General features: G+C 70.7%; 14 protein-coding genes. 4 read left to right on the top strand and 10 right to left on the bottom strand.

Annotated features, from left to right (window positions below; translation table 11 throughout):
- Positions 1-3: 3 nt before the first annotated feature.
- The gene (locus BrevBR_RS12060; protein ID WP_332638715.1) at positions 4-777 is read right to left on the bottom strand and encodes a YebC/PmpR family DNA-binding transcriptional regulator; all 774 of its coding nucleotides are present in this window, start codon (positions 775-777) and stop codon (positions 4-6) included.
- A gap of 170 nt (positions 778-947) precedes the next feature.
- Between BrevBR_RS12060 and BrevBR_RS12065 the strand changes: the two genes are divergently transcribed.
- Complete coding sequence (locus BrevBR_RS12065; protein WP_332638716.1) at positions 948-1,148, top strand: hypothetical protein; 201 nt, start codon at positions 948-950, stop codon at positions 1,146-1,148.
- Here BrevBR_RS12065 and BrevBR_RS12070 read toward each other — a convergent pair.
- A complete protein-coding gene (locus tag BrevBR_RS12070; protein WP_332638717.1) occupies positions 1,145-1,582 on the bottom strand; it encodes an acyl-CoA thioesterase in 438 nt (145 codons plus the stop codon). The two genes, BrevBR_RS12065 and BrevBR_RS12070, sit on opposite strands and share 4 nt — an antisense overlap.
- A 137-nt stretch (positions 1,583-1,719) precedes the next feature.
- On the opposite strand from BrevBR_RS12070, the gene BrevBR_RS12075 reads away from it, so the two are divergent.
- Positions 1,720-2,844, top strand: coding sequence for a zinc-dependent alcohol dehydrogenase family protein (locus tag BrevBR_RS12075; RefSeq protein ID WP_340001092.1), 1,125 nt, complete (start codon positions 1,720-1,722; stop codon positions 2,842-2,844).
- Here BrevBR_RS12075 and BrevBR_RS12080 read toward each other — a convergent pair.
- A complete protein-coding gene (locus tag BrevBR_RS12080) occupies positions 2,841-3,593 on the bottom strand; it encodes an SseB family protein (RefSeq protein ID WP_332638719.1) in 753 nt (250 codons plus the stop codon). The two genes, BrevBR_RS12075 and BrevBR_RS12080, sit on opposite strands and share 4 nt — an antisense overlap.
- A gap of 124 nt (positions 3,594-3,717) precedes the next feature.
- Positions 3,718-4,290: an OmpA family protein gene (locus BrevBR_RS12085; RefSeq protein WP_442881296.1), complete on the bottom strand. Its 573-nt coding sequence runs from the start codon at positions 4,288-4,290 to the stop codon at positions 3,718-3,720.
- Between the two features lie 198 nt (positions 4,291-4,488).
- Here BrevBR_RS12085 and BrevBR_RS12090 point away from each other — a divergent pair, with 198 nt between their 5' ends.
- The gene (locus BrevBR_RS12090) at positions 4,489-5,412 is read left to right on the top strand and encodes a hypothetical protein (protein WP_340001094.1); all 924 of its coding nucleotides are present in this window, start codon (positions 4,489-4,491) and stop codon (positions 5,410-5,412) included.
- Here BrevBR_RS12090 and BrevBR_RS12095 read toward each other — a convergent pair.
- From BrevBR_RS12095 to BrevBR_RS12115, 5 genes are all read right to left on the bottom strand, one after another.
- Entirely contained in the window at positions 5,409-5,969 is a 561-nt protein-coding gene (locus tag BrevBR_RS12095) for a fasciclin domain-containing protein (RefSeq protein WP_332638841.1), read from the bottom strand. The two genes, BrevBR_RS12090 and BrevBR_RS12095, sit on opposite strands and share 4 nt — an antisense overlap.
- A 19-nt stretch (positions 5,970-5,988) precedes the next feature.
- On the bottom strand, positions 5,989-6,987 hold the full coding sequence (locus BrevBR_RS12100; RefSeq protein ID WP_340001095.1) for a hypothetical protein: 999 nt from the start codon (positions 6,985-6,987) through the stop codon (positions 5,989-5,991).
- 131 nt (positions 6,988-7,118) lie between these two features.
- On the bottom strand, positions 7,119-8,954 hold the full coding sequence (locus BrevBR_RS12105) for an LVIVD repeat-containing protein (protein ID WP_340001096.1): 1,836 nt from the start codon (positions 8,952-8,954) through the stop codon (positions 7,119-7,121).
- Positions 8,955-8,976: 22 nt separating this feature from the next.
- On the bottom strand, positions 8,977-9,636 hold the full coding sequence (locus tag BrevBR_RS12110) for a DUF305 domain-containing protein (protein WP_340001097.1): 660 nt from the start codon (positions 9,634-9,636) through the stop codon (positions 8,977-8,979).
- On the bottom strand, positions 9,637-10,008 hold the full coding sequence (locus BrevBR_RS12115; RefSeq protein ID WP_340001098.1) for a hypothetical protein: 372 nt from the start codon (positions 10,006-10,008) through the stop codon (positions 9,637-9,639). It lies immediately after the preceding gene.
- A gap of 212 nt (positions 10,009-10,220) precedes the next feature.
- Here BrevBR_RS12115 and BrevBR_RS12120 point away from each other — a divergent pair, with 212 nt between their 5' ends.
- The gene (locus BrevBR_RS12120) at positions 10,221-13,583 is read left to right on the top strand and encodes an amidohydrolase family protein (RefSeq protein ID WP_340001099.1); all 3,363 of its coding nucleotides are present in this window, start codon (positions 10,221-10,223) and stop codon (positions 13,581-13,583) included.
- A 192-nt stretch (positions 13,584-13,775) separates the two neighbouring features.
- Here the strand turns inward: BrevBR_RS12120 and BrevBR_RS12125 are convergent, their stop codons facing one another.
- Complete coding sequence (locus tag BrevBR_RS12125) at positions 13,776-14,396, bottom strand: hypothetical protein (protein ID WP_340001100.1); 621 nt, start codon at positions 14,394-14,396, stop codon at positions 13,776-13,778.
- Between the last annotated feature and the right edge of the window lie 79 nt (positions 14,397-14,475).

The raw sequence follows: 14,475 nt of genomic DNA on the forward strand, positions 1-14,475 counted from the left end.
GCCTCAGCCCGCGTATTTCGCCAGATCCTCGTCCGAAATGTCCTCGTTCGAATAGACGTTCTGCACATCGTCCTCGGCGTCCAGGGCGTCCAGCAGCTTCATCAGCGTGCCGACCGCCTCGCCGGTGACCGGCACTTCGTTCTGGGGTCGCCAGACGAGGGCCGTGGATTTGGCGTCGCCGAGGATTTTCGACAGGGCCTCGGCGACCTCGTTCAGGTCCTCGAACGTCGTCCAGATCGTGTGGCCCGGCGCGTCCTCGTAGATGTCGGGCTTGACCAGATCGCTCTCGACGTCCTGGGCGCCGGCCTCGATGGCGGCTTCCATGACCGCGTCCTCGGTGCCCGCCTCGGCCGGGTAGATGATCCGGCCCACGCGGTTCCACATGAAGGCCACCGAGTTCATCTCGCTCAGCGCTCCGCCATTCTTCTTGAACGCCGCGCCGATATTGGAGGCCGCCCGATTACGATTGTCGGTCAGGGCCTCGACGATGATGCCGACGCCGCCGGGGCCGCGGCCCTCGTAGCGGACCTCTTCCATCGTATCGACGTCGCCGCCCGCCGCCTTGTTGATGGCGCGCTGGATCACGTCGCGCGGCAGGCTCTCGGCCTTGGCGTTGTTGACCGCCAGACGCAGGCGCGGGTTCATGGCCGGATCGGGCATGCCGAGCTTGGCGGCCACGGTGATGTCGCGGGACAGTTTGGAGAACAGCTTGGAGCGCTGCGCATCGGCGCGCCCCTTGCGGTGCATGATGTTCTTGAACTTGGAATGGCCGGCCATGAAGCTCTCTTGAAGTGGGCGCTATCGTTCGCCGCGCGGCGGCTCGCTACGTGAGGGCGCACGGCTTTGGATCAGGCAGCGCATCTAGCCGAAGCCGGGTGCGCTGTCACGACACAGGAACCGCCCGCCTCCGCGGACATTCTTGTTGCATCCCAACCGGAGCCGTTTCCATGACCGCCGAAGACGTCATCTATGATGCCGACCTGTATCACGACGGCGATCTCGACGAGGCCGACATCGTGGAATGGTACGAAGCCCGCCCCGTCACCGTGTCCGCCGCCGTTGCGGCAGGATCGATCGTCGCGGCCTTCACCCTCGGGGTCCTGACGGCTGTCGGCGCCCTGGCCCTGATGGGACGTCTGGACGACTAGGTCTTCAGGCTCTCCAGGAAGCCCCTCATCTTCTCATCCACCGGCACGGGCCGCTTGGTTTCGCGGTCGACATAGACGTGGACGAAATGGCCGACGGCGGCCGCGTCGTCCTCATTGTTGCGGAACAGGCCGATCTCGTAGCGGACCGAACTGGTGCCGACATGGGCCACCCGCACCCCGGCCTGGATCTCGTCCGGGAAGGCGGTCGGGGCGAAATAGCGGCAGCCCGTCTCGACCACCAGACCGATGGTCGTGCCGTGATGGATGTCCAGCACCCCGTTGACGACCAGCAGCCGGTTTACCGCCGTGTCGAACCACGAATAATAGACGACATTGTTCACATGGCCGTAGACGTCATTGTCCATCCACCGCGTGGATATGGCCTGGAACCGGCGATAGTCGCCGCGCTTCGTCCGCTCGATCGTGCCCGTCATGAAATCCCTCTTTGGTGCGCTACCGCTCGGCGCGCGGCGCCTCGCTGCTTGAGCGCGATGTTTCCCGGCGCGTCTGTGCGCGCTTGAGGGCAGCCTTGGGCTTGGCGGACGCGGCGTCAAGCGCCTAGCGTGTCGGCATGCAGACCACCGCCGCCGTCCTCCGCAGCATGGGCGCCGCCCGCCCCTATGCGGACAGCCGTCCGCTCTCGATCGAGAGCGTAACCCTGGACGCTCCGGGACCGGGCGAGGTTCTGGTCGCGATCAAGGCCGCGGGCCTTTGCCATTCGGACCTCAGCGTCATCAACGGCGACCGCCCCCGCCCCCTGCCCATGGCCCTGGGCCACGAGGCCGCCGGGGTGGTCGAGGCGCTGGGCGACGGGGTCGCGGATCTGGCGGTCGGCGACCACGTCGTCATGGTCTTCATGCCCTCCTGCGGCCACTGCAATCCGTGCGCCGAGGGCCGCCCGGCCCTGTGCGAGCCAGGCGCCGCCGCCAACGGCAAGGGCGAGCTGCTGACCGGCGGCCGGCGCATCCATGACGCCGCGGGCGACCTCAACCATCACCTCGGCTGCTCCGCGTTCGCGAGCCACGCCGTCGTCTCGCGCCGGTCGCTGGTCAAGGTGGACCCCGACCTGCCGTTCGAACACGCCGCCCTGTTCGGCTGCGCCGTACTGACAGGCGTCGGGGCGGTGGTGAACACCGCCGGGGTCCGGGCGGGCCAGGGCGTGGTCGTCGTCGGTCTGGGCGGGGTCGGCCTGTCGTCGGTGCTGGGGGCGATCGCCGCCGGGGCCTCGCCGGTCGTCGCGGTCGATCTGTCGGAGGACAAGCTGGCGCTGGCCCGCACCCTCGGAGCCGTCCAGACGGTCAACGCCGGCGCCGCCGACGCCGTCGAACAGGTCCGCGCCCTGACGGGCGGCGGGGCCGATTTCGTCTTCGAGATGGCCGGATCGGTCCGCGCCCTGGACGCCGCCTGGCGCATGACCCGCCGGGGCGGGACCACCGTCACCGCCGGCCTGCCTCCGCCCGAGGCGGCGCTGGCCGTCAACGTCGTCTCGCTGGTCGCGGAAGAGCGCACGCTCAAGGGCAGCTACATCGGAACCTGCGTGCCCGGCCGCGACATCCCCCGCTATGTCGCCCTGTTCCGGCAGGGCCGGCTGCCGGTCGACCGCCTTCTGACCGGGGTCATCCCCCTGTCGGACATCAACGCGGCCTTCGACCGTCTGGCCGACGGCCAGGCGGTGCGGACCGTGGTGCGATTCTAGATAAGCTTCATGCCCACGCCCGGCTTGCCGCCGGGCTTGCCCACCGAAACGTCCATCGTCTCGGTGCCGAATTTCAGGCCCCGCACCGAGCGGGAGACCAGGGCCTTGATCTCGTCGGCCGGGCCGTCCGAGCGCATGTCCAGGAACCAGCCGATCTGGCCGACGTCGGGCCAGACAGCGCGCGCCAGCCAGACGTCCTTGACCATGGTCCCCGTGAAGGTCTCCCGGATGGCGTGGGTCAGCATGACCGGCTCGTTCCCGGGCTCGACCTCATGCAGTTCGACGCGGCCCGAAACCGGGCGCAGCGGCCGCACGGGCTCGTGTCCCAGCACGGCCTTGATCTGGTCCGGGTTCATCAGCAGGCCCTTGCCGCCCTCCGGATTGAGCAGCACCACGGCGTCCTTGAGAATGTCGAGCAGGGCCCGGCCCTGCATGGCGATGATGCGCGACTCCTCGCCGAACATCTTCGTGGCCCGGCGCGGATCGGTGAACAGGGTGACGCTGTTGCGGCCGTCGTTCAGCACCACGCCGCGCAGGATCAGCTGCTCGCCCTGGCGCAACACCTTGTTCCCGTCGTCCCCGGGCGCGCCGCCCGGGCTGCCCGGCTCGGGCACGGCGTACAGATCGGCCTCGAGCATCAGCCGCTCGAACAGCCCCATCCGCGACGCGTCGGCCAGCCCCTCGTACAGGGCCTCCTCGAGCGGATTCATCGGATTGTCGGTGAAGACGAGGGGTTGGGCGTCGGTCATGGTCAACTCTGGAACGGAAGGCCCGACACAAGAGGCGAGCGGACGCGCGCCGTCAATCGCCCACGTTCATGGCCCGGACAGGCGGCCGGTCCCGAAGGCCCCGCCGCCTGCTCGAAGGGTCGTCCTAGCTGAGGACGACGATGGCGACGCGCCGGTTCTGGGCGCGGCCTTCCGGCGTCTCGTTCGGCGCCACCGGAGCTTCCTCGCCATAGGAGATGGTCGCCATCCGGTTCAGGGCGATGCCCTGGCGGCTCAGGGCGCGTCGGACCGCTTCGGCCCGGGCCGCGCCCAGTTGCTCATTGTATTCGGCGTCGCCGCTGGCGTCCGTATAGCCCTGGATTTCCAGATAGACGTTGCGGTTCTCGCCCTTCAGACGCTGGGCCAGTTCGGCCAGACGCTGTTCGGCCTCGGGCGAGAGGGCGTCCCGGTTGACCGGGAATTTCACCGAGTCGTCCGACAGCACCACCTCGTAGAGGAATTTTCCTTCGGCCAGTTTGTGGGCCGCAGTGGCGCGGTCCAGAGCCTGGCGGGCGGTGCCGTCGACCTCGGTCACCCGCGTATCCACCGTGGTCACCCGTTCGTCGACCACGGCCAGATTCTCGCGCACGAATTTGTGGCTGGCGCAGCCGCTGGCGGCGAGGCCGAGGGCGAGAACCACGCCGGTCATGGTCGCCGTCCTGAGTTTCGATCTGGTCAAGTGTCGTCTCCTGATTGGCGGGTGCGCGGCTCCCGCATAGGTGCGCGGACGTGACGGTGCCGTAACCCGGAGGGCGGAGTGATGGCCGGCTCGGGGCCAAAAGGCGTCACCTTGACCATTAGCTGAGCCGTAGGCGACGGGCGCTTGGACGCCCCCGAGGCGCCACGGTGTTGACGCGGACGGGTGGTCTTCAGAGCGATGCGGGCGCAGACGGGCCCGCCGGTCGAGACCCTTCCCGTGCCGCCAAACCTTGAGACGCAAACGGAAAAATCCGCCGCCGAGGCGTCGCCCGCATGGCGCCGCCCTGCCCGGTCGCGGCGCTGGATACGGTCCTGGACGCCGGCCGTCGCGCTCAGCCTGTCGGCGCATCTGGTGCTGTTCGCGGCGCTCGTTTCCTCCCCCTCGCCGCCGGTCAGAATTCTTCCGCCCGAGCCCGAACCGAGGGCCGTGGTCGTCACCCTGACCCGGCCGCCGCCCCCGCCTCCTCCGCCGCCGGCCCCCGTCGTCGCCGAGCCGCCGCCGGGTCCGGCGAGGACGGAGACGGCCGCCGCCCCTTCGCCGGCCCCGCCGCGGCCGGTTCCCGCCCGGGCCGCGCCGCGCCCCCGGCCCGTCCGCACGCCCCCGCCGCCGGAGGTCCGGACCGTCCCGGCGAACCCCGCGCCCGTCGTCGCCCCCATGGCGGTGATCGGCGAGGCCCAGCTGGCCGGCGCCCTGACAGCCGGGACCGGTCAGGGCGGGGGCGCCGGTTCAGGATCGGGCGGAGGCGGCGGGTCGGGGGGCGCCGGCGGCGCCTGCGACATGGTCCGCCGGCTGCAGGACGCCCTGCGGGCCGATCCCGAGGTGCGCGACGCCGTGGCCCGCGCCCACCGCGCCATGCCCGCCTCGGGCCGCGCCATCCTGGTCTGGAACGGCGACTGGATTCAGGACCCCGGACAGGCCGGCAAGGGACTGGCCGGGGTGCGTCAGGCCATCGCCCTGGAGGTCGCCTTTTCGCCCAGGGAGTGCCGGACCCAGACCATGCGCGGTCTGGCCGTCATCGCCTTCGCCGACGGCCCGGCGGCCCCGCGGCTGGCGCTGGGCGAGGCCAGCTGGCGCTGGTCGGACCTGCTGGGCGCGCGCTAGCTCGCCGCCGGCCCGACCAGCAGGGCGTCCACCGGCTGGACGACGCCGTTCGACGCCAGGGTCTCGCCGCCGGTCAGGCGCGCGCGGGCGCCGTTGTCGCCGGTCGCGATGATGGCGTCGCCCTCCTTCGAGAAGGTCAGCAGGCTATTGGCCATCGTGCGCATCTGGGCCGTGCCCGAGCCGCCGCGTTCCATGGCGGCGATGATGTCGGCGCGGGTCAGCGCTCCCGGCACGATATGGGCGCGCAGCATGGCCGCCCCCTGCGCCTTCATGGCCTCGTCGCCGAGATCGCCCGCCGAGGCGGTGAAGGCCGCGTCCGACGGCGCGAACACCGTATAGGGGCCCTTGCCCGCCAGCACGTCGCCGAGGGCGGCGTTGTCCAGCACCCGCTCAAGCACGCCGAACGACCGGTCGTCCTTCAGCGTCGCGGTGATCGTCTTGTTCGAGGGCGCGGCGGCGGCCTTGGCCTCGCCGTCCTTGTCGTCGGCGCCGCAGGCGGCGAGCGCCATCACGGCGAGCGGAGCCAGCGTCCAGCGCATCATCGTTTTCATGGTCATGCCTCTGTCGCGGTCCGGATCAGGTCAGCAGCTGGATGACGGCCGTCACCAGCTGGGTCTTCGGATCGGCCTGGTAAACATAGCCGTCGTTGTAGCGGTACATGGCGTCGGGCCCGTCGACATACCGGCTCCGGTAATCATAGGGCACGTTGTAGACGTCGTAGCCGGCCGGCAGGCGCTGGCCGACGCCGATGTTCTCGCCGGTCAGCAGCGCGGCGACCTGACTGATCATCTGGGTCTGCGGATCGACGCCGTACAGGGCCCCGTTGGCGTAGCGGTAGTCGCGGTTCGCCGGCAGGCCAAAATAGCTGGAATAATAGTCGGGCGCCGGCTGGTACCGGTACTGCGCTGGCCAGACGGCGCCGGGGGACAGGGCCCCGCCCAGCACGGGCAGCCAGCCCAGCGGCGACCCTTGCGGATCGACGCGGTACAGATAGCCGCCGCGATACTCATAGCGGCCGTCGCCGCCGCCCATGCGCCAAAGCCAGTCATAGCGGTCGGCGCCGGCGGCGCGGGCGATCTGGCGCGCCTGACCGGGAGGCAGGCAGCCGTTGTTCTTCTTCGCCAGTCCGGGCGGGCAGCCGGCGATCAGGCCGCGGTCTTCGTCGCGGCTGAAATAGACCACGGGGCGGCCGTCGCGGGTCTGGAACACCTGACGCGCGACTTCGCGGCGGACGTCGCTGTTCGCATCGCGCCGGCCGTCGCCGCGATCGCCGCGGACGAGGTCGGGGACGCGGACGGCTTCGGCCCGGTCCGGGCCCCGTTCGGCGGTACGGCCCGGGCCGTTGCGGGCGCTCTCCGGGGGCCGGTCCGGGCGGCCGTTCCCGCGGCCGGCGGAGGGATTGTCCTGCGCGCCGTGGCCCCCGGCATGGGCGGCGCCGGAGTCGCGGGCCTCACCGCCGCGCTGGCCGCGTTCCTGTTTGTCGCCGCCCTTGCCATTGCCGGGGTCGGCGAAGACCGCCGTCGGCGCAGCGAGGGCGAGGACGAGGGCGGAGGTGATGGGAACAAGCCTGTACATGGGAGCCTCTTTCGGGTTCCCGACACAACGCTTCCCCGCTCCGGGTGTTCCTGCGAGAGCGACGGGCGAGCGGGCCGGCGGCTCTCACAGGCAAACCCTCCGCATCCCCGGGGAACGCGGAGGGTCCGGCTTTACCCCGCCCGCCGCGTGAAGATCCCCGCCAGCGCCGTCAGCCGGCCCTTGGCGATCACGCCCGTCTCCTTCTCCGCCGCCGCGGTCAGCGCTGCAGCCAGTTCAGCCGCGCCGCGACGGTTGCGGGCGCTCCGGCGCCACTGGTCGACGCCCGCCTGGACCTGTGCGGTCAGGGCGGCGTCGGCGGCGGGGGCGCGCATCAGTTGGTCGAGGTAGGACTGCGCTACGTCGGGGGTGTCGGCCCAGACGATACGGGTCTGGGTCTGGGGGTTGATCTGGTCCGAGCGGACGGCCTCGGCCGCGGCGATCTCGGCCGCCGACAGATGCTCGCTCGGGACCAGTTTCAGCACGTCGAGGCCGCGGGCGATCTCGCTGGAATAGATCCGGCCGTTGAACCAGTAGGCCGACCACGAGCCGGCGACGAACAGCTTGCCGTCCTCGACCGGGCCGCGGTCGAAGGCGGCGATCTCGACCGGCTTCGTCGGGTCGGTGAAGTCCATGATGGAGACGCCGCCCTGATACCAGGCCTGGACCATCAGGTCGCGGCCGGGAACGGGGACGATCATGCCGTTGTGGGCGACGCAGTTCTCGTCGGACCCCTGGGCCGAGGGAAGCTTGTGGAAGGCCCGGCCGCGCAGGGTGCGGTTCTCGATGGTGGCGACCATGTTGGCGCCCCAGGTCGAGGGGTCCTCGGCGCGGCAGCGCGCGCCGATGCCGCCGCCCCACTCGTCGGTGAAGACGACCTTGTCGCCCGCGTTGTTGAAGGTGGCCGAGTGCCAGTAGGCCATGTCGGGGTCGAAGATGTCGGAGACGCGGACCGGGTTCTGCGGGTCCGAGATGTCCAGCAGGATGCCGTTGCCGCTGCAGGCGCCGGCGGCGAGGCCGATCTCGGGGAAGACGGTGATGTCGTGGCACTGGTTGGTCTGGGCCGTGCGCTGACTGGCGAGGCCGGCGGCGCCGCCGCGCCACAGGCCGGCGACGCGGCCGCTGGCGTCGGCGAAGATGCGCGGACGGTTGACGATGGCGGCGTCCTGCGGCCGATCTAGGTCGACCTTGATGACGTCGATCGAGAACAGGGCGGTGTCGGGGTTCTGGTCCGGCTGGCCGTCGGTGCAGATGGCCAGTTCCTCGGTCTTGCGCACGTCGGCGGTGCCCGAGTTGTAGATGTAGAGGCTGCGGGGATCGGTCGGGTCGGGCACCAGGGTGTGGGTGTGGGAGCCGCGGCAGGTCTGGACGGCGGCGATCTGGCGCGGGGCGTTCAGGTCGCTGATGTCGAAGATGCGGACGCCGCGGAAGCGCTCGGCGTTGACGTCGCCCTCGGCCACCGCCGTGCCGCAGTCGAGGCGGGCGCGGTTGGCCTCGACCGACATGAACAGCAGGTCGCCGACCACGGAGACGTCGCCCTGACCGCCGGGGCAGACCACCGACATGACCAGTTCGGGCGCGCCGCCCTTCGTGACGTCATAGGCGTTGAAGCCGTTGAAATTGCCGACGAACAGATGGCCGTTGGACATGGCCATGTCGCTGTTGGCGAGGGCCAGGGGGGCGAAGCGCGGGTCGGCCCGAATCCGTTCCTGCAGCGCGGCGCCCTCGGCCGGAGTGCGCGGCGGCGAGAACAGGGCCTCCTGCTCGAAGAAGCCGGGGGCGGGCCGGACCGAATGCTCCAGCACCATGCCGCTGGCGTACTGGCCCGCGTCGAACATGCCGCCGGACAGGGCGCTGCGGGCGTCGGTCGGGATGACCTGGGCGGCGGGCGCCTGGGCGTGGGCGAGGCTGGCGCTGATCAGGACGCCGAGAACGGCGGCGGTGGAAAGCAGGGTGCTGCGAACGTTCATGGCCGCTCCTTGGGGCGTGGGGTCAGAGGTCTGAGAGGATGGACTGCATGCGGAGGATCTCCGTCGACTGATCGGCGACGACGGAGGCGGTGAAATCGGACAACAGGGAGTCCTCGGCGGCGCCCGGATTGGTCATCAGGGCGTCGACCATGTCGAGCGCGCCCTGATGGTGCTGGATCATGCCCTGCAGGAACAGGCGGTCGAAGGCGGGGCCGGAGGCGGCGGCGAGGGTCTGCATCTGCGCCGGGGACAGCATGCCGGGCATGACGGGCGTGTCGCTGGCCGGCATGGCGTGGCCAGCCCCGTGGCCGGAGTGTTGGTCGTGGCCGGACATGCCGGCCATTTCCAGCGGCTGGCCGCGCTGGGTCAGCCAGTCGCGCATCAGGTCCATCTCGGCCTGCTGGCTGAGGGCGATGCGGCGGCCCAGCATCCGGACGGCGGGGCTGGCGCCGCGCGTTTCCAGCAGGCCGACCATCTCCACCGCCTGGGCGTGGTGAACGATCATATGCTGCATGAAGGCGACGTCGGCGGCGGTGAAGGTCGAGCGGCTGAGCGCCACGGCCTCGCCGGGCGTGATGATCCGCGCCGCCGCGCCGGGGGCGCCGGGCTGGAAGATCGGCGGCGATTGCGGAGCCTGACCCGCGATCAGTCCGGCGAGGACAAGGACCGGCAGACTGGTCAACTAGCCCTGGCCCGTGCCGACGATGTCGAACTTGCCGTCCGGCTGCTGGCCGCCGATGAACCAGTTCAGCGTCGTCCCGCCGGCGAATTTGACCGCCCAGGTCTCGACCCGGCCGCCCGGCGTGTCTTCCGCGCCGACAAAGGTCACCGACTCGATCGCGCCGAGCGCGGTCAGGGCCGGGCCCATGCCTTCGATCTGGGCGTTGCAGGCGTCCAGCAGGGACGGGCCCATCAGGGCGGCGAGGCAGGTCCCGCCGGCGGCCTCGGTGATGATCCGGCTCAGCTGGTCGCGGTACTGACCGTCCTGGGCCGCCGCGGGGAAGGCCGTCAGGGCGGCTGCGGCGACGCCGGCCAAGATGATCTGGATGCGCATTGGCGTCTCTATGTTCTCTTTACGGCGGGAACCATGACGCAGGCTGCGCGCGGTCACAACCTGTCCCCGCATGACAAAGAATTCACGCAAGCGCGCGGTGGGGCGGCGATGCGACGGCTGGACTTGGCGGGCCCGGCGATGCTCTGTTGCCGCCCGACAAGGACGCGGCGCCCCGGGGGCGGTTCAGACGTCCGGTGCTGGGGCATGAAACGATGAAGCGCGCACTCCTGACGACGGCCGCCGTGATGGCGCTCGCCTTCCCCGCCATGGCCCAGACGCCGGAACCGCCGTCGCCGCTCGCGGCCCCGCCCACGCCGGCTCCGACGCCGGCTCCGACCCAGGGCCCCGCCCCGGTCCAGGCGCAGGACGCGGCTCCCGCCGCCGCTGCCGCCGCTCCGGCCGTTACGCCCAAATGGGACGTGCAGAACCCGCCCGGACCGTCGCGCGACATCCCCATCGACGTGACCCGCGGCACCTGGATGTCGCTCGACGTCAGCCCGGACGGCCGGACCATCGTCTTCGACCTGCTGGGCGACATCTATGTGATGCCCGTATCGGGCGGCGAGGCGCGCGCCATCGCCTCTGGCGTGGCCTGGGAGATGCAGCCGAAATGGTCGCCCGACGGCCGCCACATCGCCTTCACCTCGGACCGGGGCGGCGGCGACAACATCTGGATCATGGACGCCGACGGCTCGAACCCGACGCAGGTCTCGAAAGAGACCTTCCGGCTGGTCAACCAGCCCGAATGGACGCCCGACGGCCAGTTCGTCGTCGGCCGCAAGCATTTCACCTCGTCCCGCTCGCTCGGAGCCGGCGAAATGTGGATGTACCATCGTAGCGGCGGCGGCGGCGTGCAGATGACCGAGCGCCGGACGCAGCAGAAGGACACGGGCGAGCCCGCCTTCTCGCCCGACGGCCGCTATCTGTATTTCAGCGACGACGCCACGCCGGGGACGACCTTCGAATATTCCAAGGACGTCAACGACCAGATCTATGTCATCCGCCGCCTCGACCGCGAGACGGGCGACATCGACGCCTATGTCACCGGCCCCGGCGGCTCGATCCGCCCCACGCCCTCGCCCGACGGCAAGTCCCTGGCCTTCATCCGGCGCGTCCGCTACCAGTCGACCCTCTATGTCATGGACATCGAGTCCGGCCGCGAGACGCCCGTCTTCTCGGCCCTCGACCGCGACATGCAGGAGACCTGGGCCATCCACGGCGTCTATCCGGCGATCAGCTGGACGCCCGACAACCGCTCCATCGTCTTCTGGGCCGACGGCCGCATCCAGCGCGTCGACGTGGCCTCGAAGGAGGTCGCCGACATCCCGTTCCACGTCGCTGACACCCGCCGGGTGCAGGACGCCGTCCGCTTCCCGGTCGAGGTCGCGCCCGACCAATTCGATGTGAAGATGCTGCGCTGGGCCCGCCCCTCGCCCGACGGGACGAAGGTGGTGTTCGAGGCGCTCGGCAATCTGTGGATCCGCGACCTGCCCACCGGCACGGCCCGGCGCCTGACGCGCCAGAGCGACCATTTCGAACTCTATCCGTCCTGGTCGCGCGACGGCCGGTCGATCGTCTACACGACCTGGGACGATCAGGAGCTGGGCTCCATCCGCGTGGTCCCGGCCTCGGGCGGCACGGGCCGGGTGGTCACCCCGAACCCCGGCCACTACGTCGAGCCGACCTTCAGCCCCGAGGGCCGCACCATCGTCTACCGCACCACCAGCGACGGCTTCCTGACCACCGCCCTGTGGAGCCGCGATCCGGGCGTCTACCGCATCCCGACGGCGGGCGGCGCGCCGGTGCACATCACCGACGACGGCGAGGGTCCACAGTTCGGCGCCGACGGCGACCGCCTGTTCCTGACCGCCCGCGACGGCGACAAGCGCGCCCTGATCTCGGTCGATCTGGACGGCGACGACAAACGCACCCACCTGACCAGCGAATGGGCGGCCGAGTTCGCCGTCTCGCCCGATGGAAACTGGGTCGGCTGGACCGAGCGCTTCCAGGCCTATGTCGCCCCGTTCGTGGCCGCCGGCCGGCCCCAGGCCATCGCCCCCGACGGCAAGGCCCTGCCCCAGGCCCGGGTCACCCGCGATTCCGGCGAGTGGCTGAGCTGGTCCGGCGACAGCCGCCGCCTGCAATGGTCGCAAGGTCCCGAGCTGTTCAGCCGCGACCTGAACCGGTCCTTCACCTTCGTGGACGGCGCCCCCGACGAACTGCCGAAGCCGGACGAGCACGGGATCAACATCGGCTTCACCGCCACGGCCGACAAGCCCGAGGGCCGCATGGCCCTGACCGGCGCGCGGCTGATCACCATGAACGGCGCCGAGGTCATCGAGAACGGCGTCGTCATCGTCGACGGCAACCGCATCGAGGCCATCGGTCCCGCCGCCTCCACCCCCGTCCCCGCCGGCGTCCCGGTCATGGACATGGCGGGCAAGACCATCATGCCCGGCCTCGTCGACGCCCATTGGCACGGTTCGATGGGCTCGGACGAGATCATCCCGGAACAGAGCTGGGTCGACTACGCCTCCCTGGCCTTCGGCGTGACCACGATCCACAACCCGTCCAGCGACACCAGCGAGATCTTCGCCCACAGCGAGCTGGCCCGCGCCGGCCGCGTGGTGGCCCCGCGCATCTTCTCGACCGGCTCCATCCTGTACGGCGCGACCACCGCCGGCACGGTCAAGGTCGACAGTCTGGACGACGCCCTGTCCACCCTGCGCCGCATGCAGGCGGCCGGCGCCTGGAGCGTCAAGAGCTACAACCAGCCCCGCCGCGACCAGCGCCAGCAGATCATCGAGGCGGCGCGCCAGCTGAACATGATGGTCGTCCCCGAGGGCGGCTCGCTGTTCCAGCACAATATGTCGATGATCGTCGACGGCCACACCACCATCGAACACTCGATCCCGGTCGCCGTCCTCTATGACGACGTCCACCAGCTGTGGCGCCAGACCGGCGTCGCCTACAACCCGACCCTGGTCGTGGCCTATGGCGGCAGCTACGGCGAGAACTACTGGTATCAGGAGAGCGAGGTCTGGAACCACCCGATCCTGACGCAATACGTCCCGCGCCGCATCCTCGACAGCCGCGCCCGCCGGCCCGAAACCCTGCCGGACAATGAGTGGAACCACATCTCCATCGCCCGCGAGGCCCGCCGCCTGTCCGATCAGGGCGTCAGCGTCTCCATCGGCGCCCACGGCCAGCGCGAGGGTCTGGCCGCCCACTGGGAGCTGTGGAGCCTGGCCCAGGGCGGCATGGCCCCGCTGGACATCATCCGCGCCGGCACCCTGAACGGCGCCCGCTCGCTGGGTCTGGACCGCGACATCGGCTCGCTGGAGGTCGGCAAGCTGGCCGACATGGTGGTGCTGAACGCCAATCCGCTCGACAACATCCGCAACACGACCTCGATCGCCTACACGGTGGCCAACGGGCGGGTGTACGACAGCCGGATGGACGAGGTCGCGCCGCGGCAGAGGGCGCGGGCGCCGTTCTGGTTCGCGGAAGCCGGCGGCGAAGGCTGGGCCGCGGGGGCGACGGAGGCGGAGACGGACGGGCACGGGCACGACTAGGGCTCGAACCCTTGTCATCCCGGACGCCGCCGCAAGGCGGCGATCCGGGACGCCTGCTCTCCCTCACCACGTCCTCCCGGAAGCGGCGCCGGCCGCTATCCGGCAGACAGGTCAGACCCCTGCGCGACGCCCCCCGTCGCGGATCACCGCTGCGCGGCGTCCGGGATGACAACGCGCGAACCAGCCGCCGCCCTACCCCTCGTCCCCCTCGGCCTTCAGATCACCGCACTCATCCCACGCGTCCGGATCGTAGGGCACGCCCAGCGCCGCCAGCGTCTTCTCCCGCCCCCGCTCGAAACCGTCCAGATAGTACCTCGCCCTCTCGGCTCCCAGATTGATCTCGGCTTCCATCACAGCCCCCGGCCCCTGCACCCGCTCCCCAAGCCGCGCATAGCTCTCGGCCAGCCCCGCCAGCGCCCGCGCCTCGGCCCACAGCCGCCCGGTCATCGCCCGCCCCGAGGCCAGGGTGGCCACCTTCGCCAGCGCCGCCGGATCGCCCGCATCGGGATCATCGGGCCGCGCGGGTGCGAACAGGCTTTTCAGGGCCCGCGACCCGACCGGCTTCAGCCCCCGCGACGCCTCTTCCTCCTCCTCAACCATCCGCGCATGCGCCCGCGCTCGCGCGTCGCCCATGCTCTTCTTGGTCCAGCCGTCCTGACAGGCGTGGCGGTACACGGACGAGGGCGCGACCTTCCACTTGGCCGCGACGTCCTTGGCGGTGGCGCCGTTGCGGTATTCCTCGGCGATGATCGCCCAGGTCTCGTCGCTCAGGCGATAGTGGGTGGCGGGGGCTTCGACATAGGCTCGGGTCATCCGGAAAGGATAAGCCCGCCCGGAAGGGCGCCGGGAATAGAGCGAAAATCGGCGCGCAAATGCAGGCGGGGCCGGAATC

This window comes from Brevundimonas sp. BR2-1, assembly GCF_037626195.1.
Classification (GTDB): Bacteria; Pseudomonadota; Alphaproteobacteria; order Caulobacterales; family Caulobacteraceae; genus Brevundimonas.